Raw genomic sequence first — 23,532 nt, 5'->3', positions numbered from 1 at the left:
CTCTTGGCGTCGCATCGCAAGTGGAGTCCTACAGGTACGCGCATAGCGGGTATACGGACCCCCGCCCTCGCCACGGCGGCCCTCACCTCCGTGGCCCTGCTCTCCCAGACGGCGAACGCCGCGCCCTCGGCCGATCCCAAGCCGAGCATCGAAGAGGTCGAGAAGAAGGTCGACGACCTCTACCACCAGGCCGAGGCGGCGACCGAGAAGTACAACGCGACCAGGGAGAAGACCGCGCAGCAGCGCAAGCGCGTCGACTCCCTCCTCGACGACGTGGCCCGGCGCACCGAGAAGCTCAACACCGCGCGCGAGGAGCTGGGGTCGTTCGCCGCGGCGCAGTACCGCACCGGCGCCTCCGCGCCCGACACCGCGACCCTCCTGCTGGCCGACAATCCGCAGGACTACTTCGACCAGACCCAGCTGATGGACCGGCTGACCAGCCGCCAGAAGGTGGCCGTCGACGACTACATCACCGAGCAGGCCGCCACCACCAAGAAGCGCGCGGAGGCCTCCCAGAGCCTGCAGACGCTCACCACGACGCAGAGCGCGCTGAAGACGTCCAAGGCCGACGTGCAGCGCAAGCTCGCCGCGGCGCGCGACCTGCTCTCGAAACTGACCGCCGAGGAGAAGGCGCGGCTCGCGGCGATCGAGAAGAAGAAGCAGGAAGCGGCCGACCGCAAGGCGGCGGAGCTGGCCCAGCAGCAGGCCGCGGCGGAGAAGAAGGCCCAGGAGGCGGCCGCCCAGCAGCAGACGACCACCGGCACCTCGGGCACCTCGGGGAGTTCGACCACCGACTCCTCGTACACCGCCAACGCCGACAAGGCCCTCGCCTTCGCCCGCACCCAGGTCGGCAAGCCGTACGTCTGGGGCGCGACCGGGCCCGGCTCCTACGACTGCTCCGGCCTCACCCAGGCCGCCTGGAAGGCCGCCGGCGTCGATCTCCCGCGTACCACCTGGGACCAGGTCAACGTGGGCACGACGGTCCCGCTCGCCGACATCAAGCCCGGTGACCTCGTCTTCTTCTACGACGACATCAGCCACGTCGGCCTGTACGTCGGCAACGGCATGATGATCCACGCCCCCAAGCCGGGCGCGTACGTCCGCGAGGAGTCGATCTTCTACGGCGGCGAGTCGATCATCCACAGCGTGGTGCGTCCGGCCTAACGCCTCGGTGCCCGGCACGCGCGCGTGGGGCTCATCGAGCTCCACGCGCGCGTGGCCCGCCGCCAACCCGCTCGAAGGTCCTTAGCATCGGGCCCATGTCAGCCATCTCCCCGCCCGGCACCCGGTGGACCGGCCTGCGCAGCTGGTGGGCGCAGAATCCGCCGGGCGCCGGAGCCGCGATCCTGGCCACCGGCATCATCTCGATCGGGCTGGAGCAGACCGGCTACGAGATCCTGTCCCGGATCGTGCTGGCCCTGGCGGCCCTCGGCTGGCTCGGGCTCGCCGCGGCCTTCGTCGTACGGCTGCTGCGGGAGCGGGAGCGGTGGCTGACGGAGGCCGGTACACCGAGCGCGCTCACCGCGGTCGCGGCGACCGCCGTGCTCGGCACGCGGCTGGTCACACTGGGGTGGGAGGTACCGGCCGAGGCCCTGCTCGCCCTGGCGGCGGCGCTCTGGCCGGGGTTGCTCTTCCTGGTCGTACGGCGATGGCGGCCCCGTATGCCCGGAGCGGTGTTCCTCGGCTGTGTGGCCACGCAGGGGCTCGCGGTGCTGGGCGCGACGCTCGCCCCCGCGACGCACACGGACTGGCTCGCGCACACCGCGCTCGTGCTGTTCTGGCTGGGGCTCGTGCTCTACGCGGCGGCACTGTTCTACTTCGACTACCGCGAGGTCGCCACGGGGGCCGGGGACCAGTGGGTCGCGGGCGGCGCGCTCGCCATCTCGGCGCTGGCGGGGTCGAAGCTGATCCTCGCGTACCAGGCGAACATCTACCTGTGGAACAACGACGACAACGGCGTGCTCCGCTGGGTGACCGAGGCGCTGCTCGTGCTCGTCCTCGGTTCGTACTGCGTGCTGGCCGTGGCGGAGGCCCTGTGGCCCCGACCGCGCTACGACGTGCTGCGCTGGGCGACCGTGTTCCCGCTGGGGATGACGGCGGTGGCGGCGCTGTCGGTCGCGGCCGCCATCGGCGTCGGCTGGCTCAAGGCGCTCGGGCAAGTACTGCTGTGGATCTCGGTCGCGGCGTGGCTGGCGGTGGTGGCCGTAGCGGTCAGACACCCACAGGAGCCGTAATGGTCGGGCGTCCGCAGGAACCGTAGCGGTCGGGCATCTGTAGCGCTGTCCGGAAGCGTCGTAGCCGTCCGTGGGGGCCTTCGGGGGGCCGTCAGGTCCAGAGCACCGCGATGAAGATGTTCGCGGTCGTGAGCAGCCCTACGAGCCCGAACAGGCCCTTGTCCACCTTCTCGTCGTCCCGCTTCACATAGACGAGTCCGAGGATCACGATCAGCAGGGCGAGCTTCACGCCGATCTTGATGGTGTTGACCGAGTGGTCGTCGGCCTGGTTGAGGCCGACGAGGGCGACGCCCGTGACCAGCATGGTCAGCGCGCCGTGCAGCATGGCGGGGACGAACCGGGCGGTGCCCTGGCCCATCGCCTTCATCTGGGTGAGGAAACCGCCGAGGAGCGAGGCGATGCCGATGATGTGCAGGCCGACGAAGAGATGGATGAGTACGTCCATGGAGCCGGAGCCTAATCGGCGGCCCCGACCCCTCTTGTCACCGGCCCACCCCCTGTAGACCCGTACCACCTGGGAACCACCGATGGTCCCGGAACCGCCCCATCGGTCATCACACCGCGTGAAGTCGACTTCGCCGGGCCGGGATCACGGTCACATACGGTCGCCCCGCGATCCAGTGGCGCCACTTCCGTACTTGGCGTCACCGGGACATCACTCTCAGGTTTAGCGTCCTCCACCAGGTGACCGGCTCCCCACCGCCGCCCGGGCCAGGGGCGGCAGCCGGACACCACCGCCGAGAAAGGTCCGGCGGCGGCTCGCTCCCCCTGTGTGGGCCGCCGCCGGACGTGTCCCCGCTGACCGCGCTCGTCCCCGGCGGTCGTAGGCAAGTCCCCGGGAAGGATGTGGGCCCTCGTGGCAGCGCACCGAAAGCCCAGACAGCGCTCGCTCGGTGGAAACACGGCCCGCACAGCCGCGACCATCGCCCTCGCGGGCGCGGCCACGGCGACGGGCTTCGACGGGACGGGGCACGCGGACCCGCAGCTGTCGCCGGCACAGGTGAAGGCCAAGGTGGACAAGTTGTACGAGGAGGCGGAGGTCGCCACCCAGAAGTACGACGGCGCGAAGGACAAGGCCGACAAGGCCGAGCAGCGGCTGAACGCGCTACGCGACGAGGCCGCGCGCAAGGAGGACCGGCTCAACGCGGCGCGGGACGCGCTGGGTTCGATCGCCGCCGCGCAGTACCGCAGCGGAGGCCTGGACCCCGCGCTGCAACTCGCGCTCTCCGACGACCCCGACCGGTATCTGGAAGGGGCCGCGTTCGCCGAGCGGGCCGGCAGTCGGCAGGCGGGGGCCGTGGCCCGGGTGCGCAAGCAGCTGCGGGAGATCGAGCAGCTGCGCGGGGCCGCGCATGTCGAGCTGGCCTCGCTCAAGTCGCGTCAGGCGGAGCTGAAACGGGCCAAGAAGACGATCACCGGGAAGCTGGACACGGCGCGGCAGCTGCTGTCACGGCTCACCGACGAGCAGCGCGCGCAGCTCGGGGACCTGGGAGCGGCCGGAGGCGCGGGAAGCGCCGGGCAGCGCGCCTCGCGCTCCGCCGCGCGCGACCTCGGCCCGATGTCGTCGCCCGGCTCCGTCGCGGCACCCAACTCGCGTGCGGCGGAGGCCGTCGCGTACGCCTACGGGAAGCTCGGCAGCCCCTACGTCTGGGGCGCCACCGGGCCCGACGCCTTCGACTGCTCGGGCCTGGCCCAGGCCGCGTACCGCGCCGCGGGCATCTCGCTGCCGCGCACGACGTACGCGCAGATCAACGCCGGACGCCGGGTCTCGCGGTCCGAACTCCGCCCCGGCGACCTGGTGTTCTTCTACTCCGGAATCAGCCATGTGGGCATCTACGTGGGAAACGGCCAGATGATCCACGCCCCGAACCCGTCGGCGCCCGTGCGGCTGGCGCCGGTCGACGAGATGCCGTTCGCGGGAGCCACCCGAGTGGCGTGAAAGACGCGGGGGCGACCGCGGTGTGGTGCGGACGGAGAAGTGGATCACGGTAGCGTCGGCGCGGACTCTGTTTCCGTCGTCATCGCTCCGTCGTCCTGTCGTCGCCCCGTCGTCGCTCCGTCGTCCGAGAGGTTCTGATGCCCGGCTCCCTGCTGCCGCCTCCGCCGCCGCCCGCGCACATCAGGACCTGGCCGGACCGCGCCGCGCTGCTGGCCGACCGGGGGCGGGCGCTGGAGGAGCTGCGCAGGCGCAGCCTCGGGGTGCACCGGGTGCTGCTGCTCTGGCTGCTGGCGCTCGCGGCGATCGTCGGCTGGGCGCTGCTGGTACTGCCGCTGCGACAACTCGAGCAGCGCGACCCCACCGGTTTCGTCCTGGGCCCGCTCTTCGCCCTGCTGGGCCTGGCCGCGCTCGCCCCGACCGTCGTCGCCGTCGCCCTCTCCGTCCGCCGGGACCATCACATACACCGACTGCTCGACGCCTGGTCCGAGTTGGACCGGCACCCCGCGACCGACTCCCGGCTGCGCTCCCCCGGCCTCAGCCTCTTCTGGCTGCTCTCCTCGCTCGGCGTCTGCGCGATCGGTGCCTGGACGTCCTTCACGGCGGCCGCGCGGGCCGAGCCCGGCCACCCCCTGTACAGCGATGTCGTCCAGGGCATGGGCATCGGCCTGATCCTGTGGCTGACCGGCCTCATCGGCATCGTGAAGGCCGTCCGTCACTACCGCTGGGCGCTACGGATACTGGGCCCGGCGCCCGACGCGGAACACCGGTAGGCAACCCTCCCGACGCGATCGGCTAGACCAGCCGACGCGCGGTGGCCCATCGGGTCAGCTCGTGACGGTTCGACAGCTGGAGCTTCCTGAGGACCGCCGAGACGTGCGACTCGACCGTCTTCACCGAGATGAACAGCTGCTTGGCGATCTCCTTGTAGGCGTAGCCGCGGGCGATGAGACGCAGGACCTCGCGCTCGCGCTGGGTGAGACGGTCGAGGTCCTCGTCGACGGGCGGGGCGTCGGTGGAGGCGAACGCGTCCAGGACGAATCCGGCCAGGCGGGGCGAGAAGACCGCGTCGCCTTCCTGGACGCGGAAGACGGAGTTCACCAGGTCCGTGCCGGTGATGGTCTTGGTGACGTACCCACGGGCGCCGCCGCGGATCACACCGATGACGTCCTCCGCGGCGTCCGACACCGAGAGCGCGAGGAAACGGACCGGCTGCCGGGCGTCGGCCATCAACGGGGCGCAGCGGCGCAGCACTTCGACACCGCCGCCGCCCGGCAGATGGACGTCGAGCAGGACGACCTCGGGCCGGGTGGCCGTGATGACCGTGACCGCCTGGTCGACGTCCGCGGCCTCGCCGACCACCTCGACGCCGGTCCGCTCGGTCTCTCCGATCTCGGCCTGTACTCCCGTACGGAACATGCGGTGGTCGTCGACGAGCACGACCCGCACACGGCGTCCGCCCTCGGCAGCAGTCGCGGCAGCAGTCGTCTGGGGGCCGACGGCGGTCGAGCCCGTGGGCGCGCCCACATCGGCGACGGACTCGGTGGCCGACCCGGTCGCGGCCCCGGCCCCGGCCTCCGTCCCGGCCGTACCCACGGCGGCATCCTCCGGCCCGTGCGATGCCGGGGTCTGCCCGGTCGGTCCGTTCACGTCGCTCATGACGTCTTCTCCGCCCTTTCCATCTCCAGCTCGACCTCCGTGCCGCCGTCCGGCACCGCGCGCAGTCGCGCCGTGCCGCCGTTGCGCTCCATGCGGCCGATGATCGATTCTCTAACGCCCATGCGGTCGGCGGGTATCCCGTCGAGGTCGAAGCCGGGACCGCGGTCGCGGACGGACACGAAGACCGTCCTGCCCTCGACTTCGGCGTAGACCTGTACGGCACCGCCCTCGCCACCGTACTTGGCGGCGTTCACCATCGCTTCCCTCGCGGCCTGCATCTGTGCGGTCAGGCCCTCGTCGAGCGGGCAGTCGCCCACGACGACGACCTCGATGGGGACGCCGTGCTTGTCCTCGACCTCGGCCGCGTTGCGACGGACCGCCTCGGCCAGGGTCGTCGGCTCGTCGGCCTCGTCCTTGCCGGTGCCCTCCGGTTTGTAGAGCCAGGCGCGCAGGTCGCGCTCCTGCGCGCGGGCGAGCCGTCGCACCTCGTTCGCGTTCTCCGCGTTGCGCTGGATCAAGGTCAGGGTGTGCAGCACCGAGTCGTGGACGTGGGCGGCGACCTCGGCCCGCTCCTGGGCGCGGATGCGCATCAGGCGCTCCTCGGAGAGGTCCTGGGTCATGCGCACGAGATAGGGGCCGGCGAGGAGCGCTGTGCCGACCAGGACCGCGAGTGCCGCCTGCAGGACCGACCCGAGGTGGGCCGCCGAGCCCTGGAGCACGAATATTCCGGAGACGCCCGCGGTGACGAGCAGGACACCGGCCGCGGAGCGCAGCAGCGTGAGCGTACGACGACGACGGCCGACCTCGACCCAGCGGGCCCGCCGCGCGTTGTCCGCCTGGCGCCAGACCAGGGCGACGCCCGCGCCGACGAGAACGGTCGGCCAGAGATAGGCCCTGGCCCCACCGCCGAGATTCACATTGCCGACGAAGACCATGGCCACGACGACCATGAGGAGCAGGGCGACCATCTGGCCCCGGTCCGGCTTGCGGGCCACGAGTCTGCGGCGGCCGTCGGGGGCGGTCTCGGTGGTGAAGGCCGGGGTGCGCCCGGAGTCGACGCCGCCGACGCCGAGCGGCACGAAGAACCAGAACGCGGCATAGAGGAGCGCCCCGAGACCGTCCGCCATGAACAGGCCGACGAACACCAGCCGCACCCAGATCACGGGCAGCCCGAGATGCCCGGCGAGCCCTCGCGCCACGCCCCCGAGCCAGCGTCCGTCGCTGCTGCGGTAGAGCTTGCGCGGGGGCCGCGGGTCGTCGAGGGGCACTGCTGCGGCTTCCGGCATGCCATCGATGTTCACACGGGCGGAGGGCAGGAGCATCAGGGTCGACCCCCGATACTCCCCTGATCTTCGAGAGACCGGTGCTCGAACGGTTCCCTCCGCCCCCGTCAGGGCCGATATCAGGGTTCGGCCAGGGTCGTCCCGACTGCCGCCGGGCCTTCCCGCCCGTCACCATGGACACATGACAGATCAGCAGCACGCGGCAGCGGAGCCGGATCCCGGCCCCGGCCCGGGCGCCCCACCCTCGGGCGCCGGGCCGCGGGACGCCGTGCCGCGCTCCGCGGGCACCGCCACGGGCGCGGGAGGAGCCGCGGAGGGTGCGGGAGTGCCGGGCGCGACAGGTGAGGAAACGCGCGCGCACGGGGAGCCGCACGCGCCCGGGGGCCCGCGCAGGTTCCGGCGCGACCGGCGGCAGAAGATGCTGGGCGGTGTGTGCGCCGGGCTGGGGCGGCAGTGCGACATGGACCCGGTGATCTTCCGGATCGTGCTCGCCGTGCTCTCCGCCACGGGCGGCATCGGTCTCATCTTCTACGGCTTCGTCTGGCTGTTCGTTCCCTACGACGACGAGGAGGAGAACGAGGTCCGCAAGCTCCTCACCGGCCGCGTCGACGGCCACGCGCTGGCGGCCGTGCTCTTCGCGCTGGTCGGCTGCGGGGTGTTCCTGTCGATGTTGAGCAACGGCAGCGTGCTGACGTTCGCCGTCGTCCTCTCCCTGCTTCTCGCGGGCGCGGGGTACTGGTCGCAGCAGCGCGGCGCCCCCGACCCCGACCCGCTCGCCGCCCAGGCGGTGGCGGACGCCCCGCCGGAGGCGCAGGCCCCGCCCGTCCCCGTCTCCTACCCCTCCTGGTGGCGCGACCCGATCGTCAAGGACGGCTCGCACGTGGGCGGCACCGGCTATCTGTGGGGCCCGCCGGACGCCCGGGACCGAGATGTCGCGGCGGCGCTCAACATCGCCCGCGGCACGCCCCGCCCGGACATACGGGACCTCCGCGCGGCCCGTGAGCCGCAGCCGCGCGGCCCGCGCTGGATCGGCGGCTGGGTCTTCCTGCTCGCGCTGGTCGCGGGCGGCCTCGGCACGGGCCTGACGTGGGACGACCATCCGCTCGCCACCAGCCTGCAGACCGGTCTGTCCTGCGCGCTCGTCGTGTTCGGACTGGGCATCGCACTCAGCGCGTTCGTGGGGCGTACGGGCGCGGGGTCGATCTTCCTCGCAGTGATCACGGCGGCGCTGCTGGCCGGCTCCGTGGCCATGCCGAAGGACATCAGCACCCACTGGATGCGGGTCGAGTGGACTCCCGGGACCGCTGCCGCGGTGCCGAAGCGTTTCGACCTCGGCACGGGTGTGGGCACCCTCGATCTCACCCATCTCGGCCTCACCAAGGGCCAGACGGTGACGACGACCGCGCAGGTGGGCGCGGGCCAGTTGAAGGTGATCGTCCCCAAGGACGCGACCGTGAAGCTGAACATCGACGTGGGCGTCGGGGACATCCAGCTGCCGGGCGACGGCAAGAAGGACGTGGACGTGGAACCGGGCAAGCACAAGCAGGTGACCCTGCCGGCCCCGACCGGCGGCAAGAACGGCGGCACGCTCGACCTGGACCTCCAGGTCGGCGTGGGACAGGCGGAGGTGATCCGTGCCACGTCATGAGTTCCAGCCGGGAAAGCTGGTCGCCGGCCTCTTCCTCACCGCCGGGGGCCTCACCTACGCGGGCGACGCGGGCGGTTGGTGGGACACACCGTGGTTCGCGATCATCCCCGTCGTCACGGGTGGGCTCTGCCTGGCGGGCGCGGTGGCGTTCCTGACCCATGGCATACGTCGGCGACGGTTGCGGCGACGTGGGGCGGGAGTGTCCGGGTAGCGGGGGCGTGAACGGAGCGCTGGTAGGTGCAGGGTGATCTCCTGCTCCCTGCACCTACCAGCCTGCGATGCCGTGCCGTCCACCCTGCGATGCCGTGCGCATGCTCTGCGCTGCGGCGTTACTCAGTAGCGGAGGTTTCCGGACCGTTGGCCGCGCCTCGCGCGCAAGGCCGCGTCGACGGAGAAGACCGATGCGCCCGCGAGGACCAGGGGCAGCCAGGCCATCAGGTAGGCCAGGTCGTTGCCGTAGTAGTACGGGTCGGAGGCCCAGCTCACCGTCAGCCACAGGCTGAGGGAGATGAGCGCGCCGCCGAGGGCCGCGAGGCGCGCCAGCAGGCCGATGAGAGTGCCGATGCCGACGGCCAGTTCACCGAAGGCGATGGCGTAGCCGAAGCCGACGGGGCTCTTCAGGGCGAGGTCGACGAGGGCCGGGATCGCGGCGGAGTCGCGCACATTGCGCATCAGGTCGCCGACCGAGCCGGAGCCGGAGGCGGAGAGGAAGGCGCTGTCGGTGAGTTTGTCGATGCCGGCGTAGATGAAGGTGACGCCGAGGAAGACGCGCAGGGGCAACAGGGCGTAGCGGGTGGCGGTGTCCCGCCAGTTTCGTCCGCCGCCGTCGAGATGGGGGGTTTGGGTGTCCGACCGCATACCGTGAGTCATCGCTCTCCGCCGCCTCTCGCCACGTGCCGTTGACCCCTCAACAGACCATACGTACGAGAGCGGGTATCCACTCAACGCTCGGGGCCAGTTTTTTTCGATGGCGCGGGCGCGCCCCCAAGGGCGCGGAAAACTGCGCGAACGGCCCCCACCGGCCCGCAGTCGAACGACTCCGGTGAGCCCACCCGCCCGCTCTCGAACTTACTCCGGTGAGGCCCCCGCACGCAGCCGCGGGGTGGTTCAGTCCGTCACCTCGATCAGGCAGCGGTTCGTTTCCACTCCGGCCGCCGTTACCACCTGGACCTCCACCCGGCCGGGTTCCACGTCGACCGGGACCGGCACGGTCAGGACTGCGTCCGTGGGGTTGCTGAAGCCGCCGGGGACCGGCACCAGGGGGACATGGACGTGCACCGCGCCGATGCGGACGACCATGCGGGACAGACGGTCCGCGCTCTGGGCGCCGGGTGGGACGAAACCGGCGCCCCGGATCTCGATGTCGTCGCCGGTGCGGATCGGCGCGTCGAGGTCGCCGGCCTCACGGGAGCGGACGACGGAGAGGATGACGGGGCGGCCGCCCTCGGCGTACTTCCCGGCGAGGTAGGTGGCCGCCGAGACGAGGACCAGAAGCGCCAGGCCCCAGGGGAGGTCGGGCAGTTGCTCCGGGCGCCTGGCGAGCCGTACCGCCGCGAAGACCAGGGCGACGGCGCCGATGACGACGTACTGGATGTCGGCGAAGCTGCCCCGGCCGGAGTCGTCCGTGAGGAGGTCGGCGGCGCGCGGCCGGTCCGCACGTACCTTCTGCAGGCGTTGCCCGAGGACCCGCAGGCCCACGACCCGGCGTACCAGCACCGCGATCGCGCAGACGACGGCGACGACGGTCACCACACCGGCACCGCGGGCGAGTTCGAGGCCGGCGATCAGGTCGTCGCGCTTGCCGTGGGCGGAGGCCGCCGCCAGTTGGCCCACGAGAACGAGTACGGCGTAGACGACGAACAGGACCCAGCCGACGGCCATCGCCCGTGAGGTGGACAGGCGGTTGTCCTCGCCGACGACCGGGGCGAGGGCCCCGCCCCGCGCCCGGTGCAGATAGCCCGCGCCCGTCAGCCCGGCGGCCACCACCAGAGCGGCCAGCAGGCCCGCCGTGCGCGCCGCCGTCCAGCCCGCGCCGATCGCCGTGAGGGCCTGGACGACGAGCAGGGTCAGGACGGCCCCCCACACCGCGTACGCCGTGTGTCGCCACAGGCGTCCCAGCCATGCCTCGCCGTCGACGCGTCCGCGCTCGGCGACCAGGTCGGCGGACTGGGTGAGTTCGTCGGAGACCCACTGCCGGGACGCGGACGCCGAGTGCGCGACGGCGGCGGGCAGTCCCTGTCCCGACGCCAGCTCGTCGCGCCTGGCGAGGAACGCGGCAACGGCGCGCCGGTGCCCCTCGCGCGCCCCGTGCGGACAGTCCCCGCAGGTGCAGCCGCCCATGTGCGCCACCCCCTGTCCCGCACCGAGCCCGCCACCGCGCTCCGAGCCGTGTCTCGCCTCCTGCACCGCCACGCCCGCTGCCGCCTTCCCCGCGCCGAGAGCTGCCTCGCAAGGCTTGCAACTGCCTTGCGATGACAGGGCATTGTGTCGCACGGAACAGTGCTCGCGTCGGGCAGGTCCGGTCAGCGCGAGTGAAGCACCGGACCCCGTGTTGACCCGGCTGCGAGAATTTCCCCATGGCCGAGATCATCCAGCGCGACGGGACCTGGGCCTTCGACGGCAGCACGGTCAGGATCACGCCGGGACTCCATCGCTCCGTGCCGTTGTTCCGGCAGACGTACGGAGAGATCGCCGTTCCCCTGGAGGCGGTTTCGGGCATCGTCTACGAACCCGAACGCAAGCGCGGCAGACTGCGCCTCAGGCTCCGTGAGGGTGCCGATCCGCTGCTCCAGGCGACCGGTGGGCGGCTGCCCGACGCGGCGGACCCGTACCGGCTGACGGTCGACATCGACCGTACCGGGGTCGCCGAGTACGTCGCCGAGGAGATCCGGCACGCCCTGCTCCTGGACCAGATCCCCAAGGAGCCGGCGAAGACCTTCCTCCTCGCGGGTCCGCCCGTGCCCGTGTCCGTCCGGTCCAGCGACGGCACGGTCTCCTTCGACGGCTCGCAGGTGCGGATCGACTGGGCGGACACCTCGGACCGGGTCAAGCGGGCGACGGGGCCGCGGATCATCGCCGTCGGGGACCTGGTGCAGGTGGAGTGGCTGCCCAATTCCGGGTACGAGGACGGGTTTCTGCGGTTCGTGACGCGCGAGACCGTGTTCTCCAAGCTGCCGCCGGAGAAGGATCCGTTCGCCCTCGACCTGTGGGGCAGCGCCCGCCGCGACCTGCTCACGGCGCTCGTCGCCGCCGCGGTGACCGCCCGGCTGCCGCATCCGTCCCTCCGGGCGGGCGAGCACGTCGACCGGCCGCCGCAACTCACCACCGCGTCGGGACCAGGATCGCCACCGGTAGCGGCATCGGTACCGGCCCAGGCCGACCATCACGACGTACTGCTGCGGCGGCTGCGGGAGCTGGGCGAGCTGCATCGCGACGGGGTGCTCACGGACGAGGAGTTCGCGGCGACCAAGGCGGCCGTACTGCGGGGTTTCTAGCCGGTGCGCACCGGAATTCAGCTGAGGAGGTCCGGTATTCAGCTGAGGAGGTCCGGTTCGCTGCGGCTGATGTCCTGCCACAGCGGCTGGTAGTTGATCCACGCCACCAGGTCGCCGCCGAGCTGCTCCCGGGTCGCGACCGCCTGCTTGTGGTCGATGAGGATCGGGCGGCCCGCGGCCCGTGCGGTCAGCTGGACCTGGCTGGAGCGCTCCATCGAAAGGAACCACCAGGCCGCCGCGTCCACCGAGTCGCCCACGGTCAGCAGCCCGTGGTTGCGCAGCACGAGCGCCTTGCGGGTGCCGAGCGCGGAGGCGATCCGGCGGCCCTCCTCGGTGTCCACGGCGACACCGGTGTACGAGTCGTACAGCGCGTGGTCCTCGTAGAAGGCGCAGCTCTCCTGGCTGATCGGGTCGAGCAGGTCACCGAGGGCGGACAGGGCGCGGCCGTGCACGGAGTGGCAGTGTGCGACGGCGACGACGTCGGGGCGGGCGGCGTGGACCTGGGCGTGCACGGTGAACGCCGCCTGGTTCACGTGGTAGCGGCCCTCGATCACCTGCCCGTCCTGGTTGGCCATGACCAGGTCGCTCACGGTGACGTGCTTGAAGGGCATCCCGAAGGGGTTCACCCAGAAGCAGTCGCTGTACTCCGGGTCGCGCGCGGTGATGTGACCGGAGACCCCGTCCTCGAAGCCGAGCCGCCCGAAGATCCGCAGCGCCCCGGCCAACCGCTCCTTGCGATGGCGTCGCTCGTCGTCCAACGAGTCGTACATCGGCGGCATGGCGAACTGCAGCTGGTCGGTGGGCAGGGGCACGGGCGGCGTGGGCCCTTGCATAGGTCCTCCAGCACTGGCGTGTCCGATACGGAGCGGAAGTTACCTCTGGTCGGTGCAGGAGAACAGAGCCGTTCGGTGAAGAGAGTGCGCAACCGTTACGAGAGGGCCGGGGCCGCGGCCCGAGGGCGCCGACCGAGCGCCCGCCGATACCCGACAGTACGTGTCGGGTATCGGCGCCACACTCACCGTATGAGCGCTACCAACGGCCTTGCCGAGAGCCCTGCCGAATACGTGAACCCCGCGCGCTGGGGCACCTTCGTCGCCGCCGAACCCTCACTCGCCCAGGCGGTCGAAGAGCGTTTCGGGGCCTTCACGCACCACGTCCTCGCGACCCTCCGCAAGGACGGTTCGCCCCGGACCACCGGCCTTGAGGTGCGTTTCCTGCGCGGCGATCTGTGGCTCGGCATGATGCCGGACTCACTCAAGGCACTCGACCTGCGCCGCGACCCGCGCTTCGCGCTCCAGGCGAACCCGGGGCCGGGCACGGCGATGGGGGGCGGGGACGTCCGGATCAGTGGACGGGCCGTCGAGGTCGACGACGGGACGGTCAAGGCCGCGTACGTGAAAGAGGTGGAACCGCCGGAGCCGTTCCACCTCTTCCGCACCGAGCTGACGGAGGTCGTACGGACCTACATCGAGGACGACACCTATCTGGTCGTCCAGGTCTGGACGCCCGGAGAGCCGGTGCGGACTCTCAGGCGGACCTGAGGGGTGGGACTACTCCCACTCGATCGTGCCCGGGGGCTTGCTCGTGACGTCGAGGACGACTCGGTTGACGTCCGCGACCTCGTTGGTGATGCGGGTCGAGATCTTGGCGAGGACCTCGTACGGGAGGCGGGACCAGTCGGCGGTCATCGCGTCCTCGGAGGAGACGGGGCGCAGCACGATCGGGTGGCCGTACGTGCGGCCGTCGCCCTGGACGCCCACGCTGCGGACGTCCGCGAGCAGGACCACCGGGCACTGCCAGATGTCACGGTCCAGGCCGGCCGCCGTGAGTTCCTCGCGGGCGATGGCGTCCGCCTCGCGGAGCAGGTCGAGCCGCTCCTTCGTCACCTCGCCGACGATCCGGATGCCGAGGCCCGGGCCCGGGAAGGGCTGGCGCTGGACGATCTCGTCGGGGAGACCGAGCTCCTGCCCGACCATCCGGACCTCGTCCTTGAACAGCTTGCGCAGCGGCTCGACGAGCTCGAACTCGAGGTCCTCGGGGAGGCCGCCCACGTTGTGGTGGGACTTGATGTTGGCCGTGCCGGTGCCGCCACCGGACTCGACCACGTCCGGGTAGAGCGTGCCCTGGACCAGGAAGGCGACGTCCTCGCCCTCCGCGGCCTCGGCGATGATCTCCGCCTGGGCCTGCTCGAAGACCCGGATGAACTCCCGGCCGATGATCTTCCGCTTCTCCTCGGGGTCCGAGACGCCCTTGAGTGCGCTGAGGAACCGCTCCTGCGCGTCCACGACCTTCAGCTGTACGCCGGTCGCGGCCACGAAGTCCTTCTCGACCTGCTCGGTCTCGCCCTTGCGCATCAGGCCGTGGTCGACGTACACGCAGGTCAGCTGGGAGCCGATGGCCTTCTGTACGAGGGCGGCGGCGACGGCGGAGTCCACGCCGCCGGAGAGGCCGCAGATGGCGCGCTTGTCGCCGACCTGCTCGCGGATGAGGGCGACCTGCTCGTCGATGACGTTGCCGGTCGTCCAGTCCGGCGTGAGGCCCGCGCCGCGGTACAGGAAGTGCTCGAGCACCTGCTGGCCGTGCGTGGAGTGCATGACCTCCGGGTGGTGCTGGACGCCGTACAGCTTCTTCTCGTCGTTCTCGAAGGCCGCGACCGGGACGACGTCCGTGGACGCCGTGACCGTGAAGCCCTCGGGGGCGGCGCTGCACGCGTCGCCGTGCGACATCCACACCGACTGCTCGTCCGGGGTGCCTTCGAAGAGGGTCGATCCGGACTTGGAGACGTGCAGGGGCGTACGGCCGTACTCGCGGGCGCCGGTGTTGTCGACCGTGCCGCCGAGGGTCGTCGCCATCAGCTGGAAGCCGTAGCACATGCCGAAGACGGGGACGCCGGACTCGAAGATCGCTCGGTCGAGGCGGGGGGCGCCCTCGGCGTACACCGACGAGGGGCCTCCGGAGAGGATGATCGCCGCCGGGTTCTTGGCGAGCATCTCCTGGACCGGCATGGTGCTCGGCACGATCTCGCTGTAGACCCGGGCCTCGCGGACGCGGCGGGCGATGAGCTGGGCGTACTGCGCACCGAAGTCGACGACCAGGACGGTGTCGGGGGCGGCGGGGGACGCTTCTGGCACGGTTTGCCTTCCGGCGGTGAGCAGGGGGTGTGGGGTATCGAGTCTACCGGGGGTCCACGCGAGCATGCCTGCACCGGGTTCTCCGCCCCCGCCGCCTCTACCCGACCCCTCCCGACTCGGGGGCTCCGCCCCCAAACCCCCGATCGGCCTGAACGGTCTCGTCCTCGAACGCCGGACAGGCTGAAAGACGCGCGCCAGCGCCCTCAAGGGGCGCGGGGAATGCGGGGCGAAGCCCCGTCCGCCCGCACTTGGGTCCGAGTCTCAGTATCCGAACCCGCTTGGACGTGGCACGGCCCTGTGGGCATACTGCTTGCATGCTCACGCAGGCGACCTTCCTGTTTACCTATGGCAACCGGCCCACCGGCTGCCATGGTCGTGCTGCTTGAGCAACTGACAAGCGACTTCCCAGGCGCCCCGGGCCGACAAGGCCCGGGGCTTCTGTCGTTTCCGGGTCCTGCCGATCCGGGGCACCTCATCCCAAGAGGAGCCCACCATGGCCGACGTACTCGACAAGACCGGCGCCCGTACCGACGAGGCCGCAGACGTGATCACCGGCGCCCGCGAACGCATCGATGCCCTCGACGACCGGATCATCGGCCTCGTCCAGGAACGGATGGCCGTGTCGAAGGTGATCCAGGAGGCCCGGATCGAGTCCGGTGGCCGCCGGGTGAACCTCTCGCGCGAGATGGAGATCCTCGCCCACTTCCGGGACGCGCTCGGCAAGCCCGGCACCTCGCTCGCCATGACGCTGCTGGAGCTGTGCCGCGGCCGCGTCTGACCCCGTACGCGACGCACGCACGTACGCATGCCCTCTCACCCGTACGGCGCGTGACCGGGGCGCCGCGGACTTCGTTGGTCCCGGTGTCCGTGCCAGCCAGGGGCGGGCCCGAAAGAACCACGCGTGGCTCCACTGGGGCGATGAGACGTACGGATCGTGCCGTACGTCGTGGGACCTCGTCCCAGGGGTGTGACCGGACGGCAGGGGACAGCAGCCCGGTCACTCAAGAGAACGGTCGGCTCCGGGGACGCCCGGGGCCGTCCGACGGAATCTGATCGACGGAATCTGTTCGACGGCCCGAGCGCACCCCCAGGCTCTGGGTTCCGCTCCGCTCCACGGTCCCAGTCCCGTACCCCCATGTTCGTACCGAGACCCGCGGCGCACCCCCCGGCGCCGCTCCCCAAGCACCGGCGCTGCCCTGACGTCGGTGCTGGCGAAGAAGGGCCCCGCGGTCTCCGTCCCGCGGGGCCCTTCGCACGCCCGTCGGATCCCGTCAGGTGCGGGACACCGTGCCGCACGTCTCCGTGCCGGAGTGCCGGATGTCCCGGCTGCGGTCGTACGGATCGGTCGTGGGCCCCGTCGGAGGCGCGCCGGTGGGGGCGGCCGAGACGAACTGGGGGTGCAGGAAACCGTCGTAGACGTCGCAGGCGGTGTTGCCGAGGTCCTGGTCGTACCGGGTGATCGACAGCTTGCCGGGAGTGGCCTGGTACTTCCGCGGGTCGAGGAGTTCGAGGTCGAGGACGCGGCGCACGATGGTGCGGGCCACTTCGGTCGACGCCCCGGACGTCTCCGTCGCCCCCGACGCCTTCGATGCCTGGTCCGCCTGGATCAGGGGGTAGACGAAGGTGTAGTCCATGTGGATGGCGACGGACGCGTGTGCGCCCGCCTTGAACGTCGTCCGGCCCCGGACCTTGACCACATCCCCGGCCGGCCGCACCTCGGCCGGGTCGAACCGGCTGAAGAGCAACAGCGGATCGTGCTTCTTCCCCGGCGCGCGCAGCCAGCTGTTCACGTCGTCGAGCATGCGGGGCTGCTTCGGGTCGAGGAGCGCGAGCACGCTCTCGGGGCGCTCGCCACGCAGGGTCCCCGGGTTCAGGTTCGCGCCGACGAGCAGGGTCTTCGCCTGCTTCAGGGCCGCGGCCACCTGCGCGCTCGTGAACGTACCGACCGGCGTCGCCTTCGGTACGACGATGGCGGCGGCACCGTCGGCCCAGCGCTCGGCGGGCGAGCCGGCGAACGGCCTGTCGAGGGTGGGCGTGTCGGGCGCGGCGCTGGAGGGAGCGGCGGTCGGAGGCGCGGTCTCGGCGGGCAGCGCGGCGGCGGACGCACCCCCTGACGGCGTACCGGACGACGTGCCGAAGGGGTCGCCCGGCAACAGCGAGGGCTTGACCGCCACCAGCGCCACGGCGATCGCGACGGGCACGCCGAGGATCGCCCACAGCCGGCGCCGACGGGACGCGCGCCCGTCCATCTCCCGCCAGGCCGGACCCGTTCGCCACCCCTCCGGCTGGGCGCCCTTGGCGTCCTTCTGCCGGAGCCGTTCGGTCACCATGCGCGCCCGGGCGGACGGCTCCTTCGGCGCCGAACTGCGGATGTCATGTTCGGTGTCGCGGGCGAACCGCTCCCACACGTCGTCGGGGACGGAGGGTTGCTCGAACTCCCCGGACTCCCCCGCCTCTTCGGGCTGCTTGTCAGACACGAGGATCAGTTCTAAGTGGATCGAAAGCCTGTACACAAGGCAGATCCGTCCAGATCGGTGTGTGACACAGCCCACATAAGAATTCCGTGAGTGAAGACACAACCGTTCACAGGCTTCGCGGGTCACACCTGCAGAACCAACGGCCACACCCGCGCCCCACACGCGGAGGCCTCACCCCATACGCGTACCGCGACACAGCGGTACACCGGACTTTCCGAGGTCTTCATGAAGCTTCGCCGTGCCATGGCCCTGGCGGCCGCAACGGCAGCAATAGCCCCTCTGGCGCTGCTTTCGGCGCCGGCCGCGTTCGCGGAGGAGACCCCCTCCCCCACCGCGACGGTGTCCGAGACCGCGAGCGAGCCCGCGTCGGCGACCCCGACCGAGACCACTCCCGCGCCCTCCGAGACGCCGTCCGCGTCGGCGACCGAGACCACTCCGAAGCCGAGCGCCACCGCCACCGCCACCACCACGACCTCCGCGACCCCCGCGCCGAGCACCACGTCGCCGGAGCCGTCCGACACGCCGGAGCCCGAGCCGTCCGAGTGCCAGGACTCCAAGGTCGACGTCTCCATCTCCGGCCTGCCCGGCAAGATCGCGGCGGGCAGTGGTTGGCACAAGTTCTCCCTGAACGTGCTCAACAACTCCAAGTCCACGCTGAACGAGCTCGGCTTCTTCGCCGGCGCGTCCTCCGACAAGGCGGGCGACGACCTCTTCCAGAGCAAGAAGGTCCAGCTCCAGGCGTACAACGAGGACACCAAGGCCTGGGAGGACGTCGACTCCGAGGGTTACGCGGTCGGTTTCGTCGGCTACACCGACGAGCTGAAGCCCGACTACGAGGTCGACATCCCGCTCCGTATCAACGTGAAGTCCAGCGCCCCGGTCGGCGCCGGCTTCTCGCTCGGCGCCAGCATCTACGGCGACACGGACGGCCAGTGCACGGGCTTCGGCGAGGTCGCGTACAAGTTCCAGATCGTCTCCTCGGGTACCGACACCGATGGCACCAAGCCGCAGGAAGGCGGCAAGGTTCCGGTCTCGGACAAGCCGGCCGACAAGGGCAACACCCCTGAGGTCAACGGCAGCCTCGCCGAGACCGGCTCCAGCTCCGCCCTGCCGATGATCGCGCTCGCCGGTGGCATCGCCGTCGTCGCCGGTGCGGGTGCGGTGTTCGTGGTGCGTCGCCGCAAGTCGGTCGACGCCACCGCGTAAGCAGCCAGTGGGCCAGTAGGTACGGATAGAGCTACAGCTACGAGAAGGACCCGCACTCGGAGGGGGGTGCGGGTCCTTCTCGTATCCGGAGACGGAGTTACGGTTTCGGCGGCACCGTAGGCATCCCCAGGAACGGCAGCCGCAGCGCGCCGAAGGCGTCCGCGGGCACCGCCGGGTCGCGGGGCTCGACCGGCTTCAGACGCTCGTATGCCGCTCCCGGCGCCGGACGCGGGTCCGCCTCGCCCTTGTTGGGCCAGTACGACATCGCGCGTTCGGCCTGGGCGGTGATGGTGAGCGACGGGTTCACCCCGAGGTTCGCGGAGACCGCGGCGCCATCGACGACGGAGATGCCCGGGTGGCCGTACAGCCGGTGGTACGGGTCGATCACGCCGGTCTCCCGGGAGTCGCCGATCGGGCAGCCGCCCAGGAAGTGCGCGGTCAGCGGCGTCCCCATCAGCTCGCCCACGTTGCTGCCCGCGAACCCGTTGATCTCCGCGGCGACGGCGGACGCGGCCTCGGACGCGGCCCTGATCTGCTTGGGGTTGGGCGCGCCGTGACCCTGCCGGGCCGTCAGCAGACCCTTCCCCGCGCCCTTCGGCTTCAGGTAGGTCGTCAGGGAGTTGTCCAGCGACTGCATCACCAGACCGATGATGGTCCGCTCGGACCAGCGGCGGTTGGAGAGCGAGCGAAGCACGAGGAGCGGGTGCTTCGCCGCGTTCACCAGCCATCCCGCCACCCTCGACGAGCCCTCCGCGTACGGGACCTGGAGGATGGACAGGCCACCCATGGCGTTCGAGCCCTTGCCGTAGCGGACGGGCTCGATGTGGGTGTTCGCGTCCGGGTGGATCGAGGAGGTGATGGCGACACCCTGGGTGAAGTCGGCCTTGGGCGTGCCGTGCGCCTTGCGGTAGCGACGGTTGTCGGTCTGCGCGCCCACCAGCGCCTCCGAGTTGGTGCGGGTCAGCTCGCCCAGCCTCGGGGAGAGGTACGGCAGTTGGCCGCCCGCCTTCATCCGGTGCAGCAGTGTCTGCGTGCCGTAGGTACCCGCGGCGATGACGACCCTGCGCGCCTTGAGCGTCCGCCCCGCGCCCTTGCGTTTCTCGTCCGTGGGCAGGGTGGCGACGGCGTATCCGCCCTGCGAGTCGTCCATGACGGACACGACGGTGGTCATCGGGTGCACGACCGCGCCCGCCTTCTCCGCCAGGTACAGGTAGTTCTCGTTGAGGGTGTTCTTCGCGCCGTGCCGGCAGCCGGTCATGCACTCGCCGCACTCGGTGCACGCCTTGCGGGCGGGTCCGGCGCCCCCGAAGTAGGGGTCCTCCACCTCACCGCCGGGCCCGGCCTTCGCCGTGCCGTCCGCGTCCTGCCCGTCGCCGAAGAAGACGCCGACCGGCGCCATGTGGAAGGTGTCGCCGACGCCCATCCGCTGCGCGGCCGCCTTGAGATGGACGTCGGAGGGGGTCATCGTCGGGTTGAGCCGCACACCGAGCATGCGGCGGGCCTGGTCGTAGTACGGCTTCAGCTCCGCCTGCCAGTCGGTGATGTCCTTCCACTGCGGGTCGTCGAAGAAGGCCTTCGGCGGTACGTAGAGGGTGTTGGCGTAGTTCAGGGAGCCGCCGCCGACTCCGGCGCCCGCCAGCACCATGACGTTGCCCAGCAGATGGATGCGCTGAATGCCGTACATGCCGAGCGCCGGCGCCCACAGGTAGTTCTTGATGTCCCAGGAGTTCTTGGGCAGCGCGTCACGGGTGAAGCGACGACCCGCTTCCAACACGCCTACGCGGTAGCCCTTTTCGGTGAGCCTGAGGGCCGTGACCGAGCCACCGAAGCCGGAGCCGACGACGATGACGTCGTAGTCGTACGCGGTGTCGTCCGGGTTGTGGACGGAGTTCTCCTGTGACACGTGCTGCTCTCCTCATTGAGAACGTGGTGCGGCCTGACGGAGCCCTTGGCGGAGCCCACGGCGGAGCCCTTGCCGGGGCCCTTATCGCAGCCGGAGCGCCTTCATCACCCTCAGGCTGCGGCTCATGAACTGCGCGTACTTCTCGTCGTCCATGCCGAGCGAGGGCGCCATCGGCAGCAGCCGCTGCTGGGCGACGGTCTGTGCCTCGGTGTACTTGAGGATGCCCTCGGAGCCGTGCCGGCGGCCGAGGCCGGAGTCCTTCATGCCGCCCATCGGCGACTGGACACTGCCGTACGCGGGCGCGTATCCCTCGTTGACGTTGACCGTGCCGGTGCGCAGCCGCGCCGCGACCGCGCGTCCGCGCCGCCCGTCCTTCGTCCAGACGGAGGAGTTGAGGCCGTACGACGTGGAGTTGGCGAGTTCGACGACCTCGTCGTCCGTCTTGAAGCGGTAGAGGGAGACGACGGGCCCGAAGGTCTCCTCGTTGCAGACGGCCATGGGGGCTTCCACGCCGTCGAGGATGGTGGGCTCGAAGAAGTAGGGGCCGATGTCGGGGCGGGCGACGCCACCGGCGACGACCTTCGCGCCCTTCGCGACCGCCTCCTCCACATGCCGGGTCACGGTCTCCAGTTGCCGCTCCCCCACCAGCGAGCCCATGTCGGCGCCGTAGGCGAGGGAGGTGCCGAGCCGCATGGCCTTGGTCCGGGCGGCGAAGCGCTCCGCGAACGCGTCGGCGACGGACTCGTGGACGTACAAGCGCTCGATGGAGATGCAGAGCTGGCCCGCGGAGGAGAAGCAGGCGCGGACGGCGCCCGCGGCGGCCTTGTCGATGTCGGCGTCCTCCAGGACCACCATCGCGTTCTTGCCGCCGAGCTCGAGGGAGACGCCGACGAGCCGGGCGGCGGCACCCTGGGCGACCTCGCGGCCGGTCCGGGTGGACCCGGTGAAGGAGACGTAGTCGGCGTGCTTGACGACCTCCGGCCCGACGACCGGACCGTCCCCGATGACGACCTGGAAGACCTCGGCGGGCAGCCCGGCCTCGACGAGCAGATCGCGCGCCCACAGGGCGGTGAGGCAGGTCTCGGTGTCCGGCTTCATGACGACCGCGTTGCCCGCGACGAAGGCCGGGAGCGCGTCGCCGACGGAGAGTTCGAGGGGGTAGTTCCAGGGCGCGATCTGGCCCACGACACCGCGCGGGTGGCGCAGTTCGGTGACCTTGGTGAGGGTGGGCATGGCCCCGGCGTGCCGCTTGGGGCGGAGGTAGGCGGGAGCCTTCCTGCCGTAGTGGCGGGCGGCCACGACGACGGCCTGCACCTCTTCGTGCGCGTGCAGCCGGGCCTTGCCGGTCTCCAGCTGGATGAGGTCGAGCACCTCGGCCTGGCGGGCGAGCACCAGGTCGTGGAAGCGGAGCAGGACGGCGGCGCGCTGCCGTACGGGCGTGGCACCCCAGGCGACCTGCGCCTTACGGGCCCGCTCGAAGGCCTCCCGTACGTCCTCGGGGGTGGACTCGGGCAGGTCGGCCAGCTTCTCGCCGGTGAACGGGGTGTGGTTGGCGGTCCGCCCGGAGCCGACGACACCCTTGGTGAGCTGCGCGACCAGCTCGGGCGTGACCACGTCGGCGGCGGTGCGGGCGCCCACGGGGGCGGGGGCGAGGGGGTTGGTGCCGGTCTTTTCCGACTTGACCGTGCCGGTGATTTCCGAGGCCTGCGAGTCCGTCATGAGGCGCAGCGTATGACGGAGCGGGGGCTTTGGGTACCCGTTGGTAACCCGCTTTCACCGACTGCACACACCGCGCCAGTGGGCACTGGCAGTAAACGCCCTGATCAGCGCGTTGTTCAGGCAGCCGGTCTCCATTCGGGGCCGCCCGGGTTGGTCAGCTCTCCACGTCCGCGCCAGCCGCGAACTCCGAGGTGTCGAGGTCGAAGTCGAAGGGTGGGGGAACACGCAGGGACGTACCGAAGGTGACCGTCGTCCGCGACCGATAGCCCTTCGGGGAGGGGTCCCAGAACGCGGTGATCTCCCCCACCTGCATGTCCAGCACCAGATACACGGGGACGACACGCCCGTACGTGTCCAGCTTGTCGAGCCAGTCGGCGTCCTTGGTGGATGCGGAGGTCAGCTCCGCGACGAGGGAGAGGGCGGCACCGTCGGCGTGGCGGCCTTCGGCTTCGAAGGCGGTTTCGTCGGCGACAAAGAGGTCGGGACCGAAGCCTCGCTCAGCAGGCGGAAACACGAAGAGGAAGGGTGAGGTCTCGGCGACATGCCCTTCAGGCGCATGAGCCTCCACCTGGCTGCGAAGCCTCCGCATGGGACGCAGATAACGCAGCTTCGACCACGGCGACACGACGATCTTCCCCCGGATGAGTTCGGCCTTGTAACCCTCAGGCGTGTCCAGCTCCTCGACGGTCCGAAGCATGTCCCCAAAGACTCCGGCCGAAGGAGCGTCTATGGACGCCGGACGCTCGCTCATGATGGTCACCGCGGTCCTCCACCGATTACAGGGCGTGTCGCTGCCTCCACGGTAGCGCCGCGCGGACTGCGCCGCTCGCAACCGTGGGCCT

General features: G+C 71.0%; 21 protein-coding genes. 10 read left to right on the top strand and 11 right to left on the bottom strand.

Annotated features, from left to right (window positions below; translation table 11 throughout):
- Window positions 1–3: 3 nt before the first annotated feature.
- Both OG798_RS32305 and OG798_RS32300 read left to right on the top strand, forming a co-directional pair.
- Entirely contained in the window at window positions 4–1,164 is a 1,161-nt protein-coding gene (locus OG798_RS32305; RefSeq protein WP_328758092.1) for a C40 family peptidase, read from the top strand.
- Window positions 1,165–1,259: 95 nt separating this feature from the next.
- Entirely contained in the window at window positions 1,260–2,234 is a 975-nt protein-coding gene (locus tag OG798_RS32300; protein WP_328758091.1) for a tellurite resistance/C4-dicarboxylate transporter family protein, read from the top strand.
- Between the two features lie 91 nt (window positions 2,235–2,325).
- On the opposite strand, the gene OG798_RS32295 is transcribed toward OG798_RS32300, so the two are convergent.
- Window positions 2,326–2,679 carry a hypothetical protein gene (locus OG798_RS32295; protein ID WP_060901458.1) on the bottom strand — a complete coding sequence of 118 codons (354 nt, stop codon included), beginning with the start codon at window positions 2,677–2,679 and terminating at the stop codon, window positions 2,326–2,328.
- Between the two features lie 411 nt (window positions 2,680–3,090).
- Between OG798_RS32295 and OG798_RS32290 the strand changes: the two genes are divergently transcribed.
- Both OG798_RS32290 and OG798_RS32285 read left to right on the top strand, forming a co-directional pair.
- Window positions 3,091–4,173, top strand: a complete 1,083-nt coding sequence (locus OG798_RS32290) for a C40 family peptidase (protein WP_095853038.1) — start codon at window positions 3,091–3,093, stop codon at window positions 4,171–4,173.
- A gap of 137 nt (window positions 4,174–4,310) precedes the next feature.
- The gene (locus tag OG798_RS32285; RefSeq protein WP_328758090.1) at window positions 4,311–4,943 is read left to right on the top strand and encodes a hypothetical protein; all 633 of its coding nucleotides are present in this window, start codon (window positions 4,311–4,313) and stop codon (window positions 4,941–4,943) included.
- A gap of 22 nt (window positions 4,944–4,965) precedes the next feature.
- Here the strand turns inward: OG798_RS32285 and OG798_RS32280 are convergent, their stop codons facing one another.
- Window positions 4,966–5,697, bottom strand: coding sequence for a LuxR C-terminal-related transcriptional regulator (locus OG798_RS32280; protein WP_373561103.1), 732 nt, complete (start codon window positions 5,695–5,697; stop codon window positions 4,966–4,968).
- 128 nt (window positions 5,698–5,825) lie between these two features.
- On the bottom strand, window positions 5,826–7,115 hold the full coding sequence (locus tag OG798_RS32275; RefSeq protein WP_225900432.1) for an ATP-binding protein: 1,290 nt from the start codon (window positions 7,113–7,115) through the stop codon (window positions 5,826–5,828).
- Between the two features lie 178 nt (window positions 7,116–7,293).
- Between OG798_RS32275 and OG798_RS32270 the strand changes: the two genes are divergently transcribed.
- Both OG798_RS32270 and OG798_RS32265 read left to right on the top strand, forming a co-directional pair.
- A complete protein-coding gene (locus tag OG798_RS32270; protein WP_328758088.1) occupies window positions 7,294–8,760 on the top strand; it encodes a PspC domain-containing protein in 1,467 nt (488 codons plus the stop codon).
- Window positions 8,747–8,971, top strand: coding sequence for a hypothetical protein (locus OG798_RS32265; RefSeq protein ID WP_095853042.1), 225 nt, complete (start codon window positions 8,747–8,749; stop codon window positions 8,969–8,971). The genes OG798_RS32270 and OG798_RS32265 overlap by 14 nt, the downstream gene beginning before the upstream one ends.
- 122 nt (window positions 8,972–9,093) lie before the next feature.
- On the opposite strand, the gene OG798_RS32260 is transcribed toward OG798_RS32265, so the two are convergent.
- Window positions 9,094–9,630: a DoxX family protein gene (locus OG798_RS32260; RefSeq protein ID WP_095853043.1), complete on the bottom strand. Its 537-nt coding sequence runs from the start codon at window positions 9,628–9,630 to the stop codon at window positions 9,094–9,096.
- A gap of 237 nt (window positions 9,631–9,867) precedes the next feature.
- Complete coding sequence (locus OG798_RS32255; RefSeq protein WP_328758087.1) at window positions 9,868–11,172, bottom strand: hypothetical protein; 1,305 nt, start codon at window positions 11,170–11,172, stop codon at window positions 9,868–9,870.
- A 164-nt stretch (window positions 11,173–11,336) separates the two neighbouring features.
- Here OG798_RS32255 and OG798_RS32250 point away from each other — a divergent pair, with 164 nt between their 5' ends.
- On the top strand, window positions 11,337–12,254 hold the full coding sequence (locus tag OG798_RS32250; protein ID WP_095853045.1) for a DUF4429 domain-containing protein: 918 nt from the start codon (window positions 11,337–11,339) through the stop codon (window positions 12,252–12,254).
- A gap of 38 nt (window positions 12,255–12,292) precedes the next feature.
- On the opposite strand, the gene OG798_RS32245 is transcribed toward OG798_RS32250, so the two are convergent.
- The gene (locus tag OG798_RS32245; protein ID WP_095853046.1) at window positions 12,293–13,087 is read right to left on the bottom strand and encodes a class II aldolase/adducin family protein; all 795 of its coding nucleotides are present in this window, start codon (window positions 13,085–13,087) and stop codon (window positions 12,293–12,295) included.
- Between the two features lie 189 nt (window positions 13,088–13,276).
- Here OG798_RS32245 and OG798_RS32240 point away from each other — a divergent pair, with 189 nt between their 5' ends.
- On the top strand, window positions 13,277–13,795 hold the full coding sequence (locus tag OG798_RS32240; RefSeq protein ID WP_328758086.1) for a pyridoxamine 5'-phosphate oxidase family protein: 519 nt from the start codon (window positions 13,277–13,279) through the stop codon (window positions 13,793–13,795).
- Between the two features lie 9 nt (window positions 13,796–13,804).
- Here OG798_RS32240 and guaA read toward each other — a convergent pair whose 3' ends face one another.
- On the bottom strand, window positions 13,805–15,385 hold the full coding sequence (gene guaA, locus OG798_RS32235) for a glutamine-hydrolyzing GMP synthase (protein WP_095853048.1): 1,581 nt from the start codon (window positions 15,383–15,385) through the stop codon (window positions 13,805–13,807).
- A 454-nt stretch (window positions 15,386–15,839) separates the two neighbouring features.
- On the opposite strand from guaA, the gene OG798_RS32230 reads away from it, so the two are divergent.
- Entirely contained in the window at window positions 15,840–16,163 is a 324-nt protein-coding gene (locus OG798_RS32230; RefSeq protein ID WP_282459373.1) for a chorismate mutase, read from the top strand.
- Window positions 16,164–16,656: 493 nt separating this feature from the next.
- On the opposite strand, the gene OG798_RS32225 is transcribed toward OG798_RS32230, so the two are convergent.
- Window positions 16,657–17,862 carry a hypothetical protein gene (locus OG798_RS32225; RefSeq protein ID WP_328758085.1) on the bottom strand — a complete coding sequence of 402 codons (1,206 nt, stop codon included), beginning with the start codon at window positions 17,860–17,862 and terminating at the stop codon, window positions 16,657–16,659.
- A gap of 225 nt (window positions 17,863–18,087) precedes the next feature.
- On the opposite strand from OG798_RS32225, the gene OG798_RS32220 reads away from it, so the two are divergent.
- Window positions 18,088–19,068, top strand: a complete 981-nt coding sequence (locus tag OG798_RS32220; RefSeq protein WP_328758084.1) for an LAETG motif-containing sortase-dependent surface protein — start codon at window positions 18,088–18,090, stop codon at window positions 19,066–19,068.
- A gap of 97 nt (window positions 19,069–19,165) precedes the next feature.
- Here the strand turns inward: OG798_RS32220 and OG798_RS32215 are convergent, their stop codons facing one another.
- The 3 genes from OG798_RS32215 to OG798_RS32205 form a co-directional block, all read right to left on the bottom strand.
- Window positions 19,166–20,971: a GMC family oxidoreductase N-terminal domain-containing protein gene (locus OG798_RS32215; protein ID WP_267062625.1), complete on the bottom strand. Its 1,806-nt coding sequence runs from the start codon at window positions 20,969–20,971 to the stop codon at window positions 19,166–19,168.
- An 81-nt stretch (window positions 20,972–21,052) separates the two neighbouring features.
- Window positions 21,053–22,690, bottom strand: coding sequence for a succinic semialdehyde dehydrogenase (locus OG798_RS32210; RefSeq protein ID WP_095853051.1), 1,638 nt, complete (start codon window positions 22,688–22,690; stop codon window positions 21,053–21,055).
- Window positions 22,691–22,844: 154 nt separating this feature from the next.
- Window positions 22,845–23,441, bottom strand: coding sequence for a Uma2 family endonuclease (locus tag OG798_RS32205; protein WP_328758083.1), 597 nt, complete (start codon window positions 23,439–23,441; stop codon window positions 22,845–22,847).
- Window positions 23,442–23,532: the final 91 nt, after the last annotated feature.

The sequence above is a fragment of the Streptomyces sp. NBC_00271 genome (assembly GCF_036178845.1).
Taxonomy (GTDB): domain Bacteria; phylum Actinomycetota; class Actinomycetes; order Streptomycetales; family Streptomycetaceae; genus Streptomyces.
Note: the sequence above shows the minus strand (reverse complement) of the source record. Positions and strands in the feature narration are given on the sequence as shown.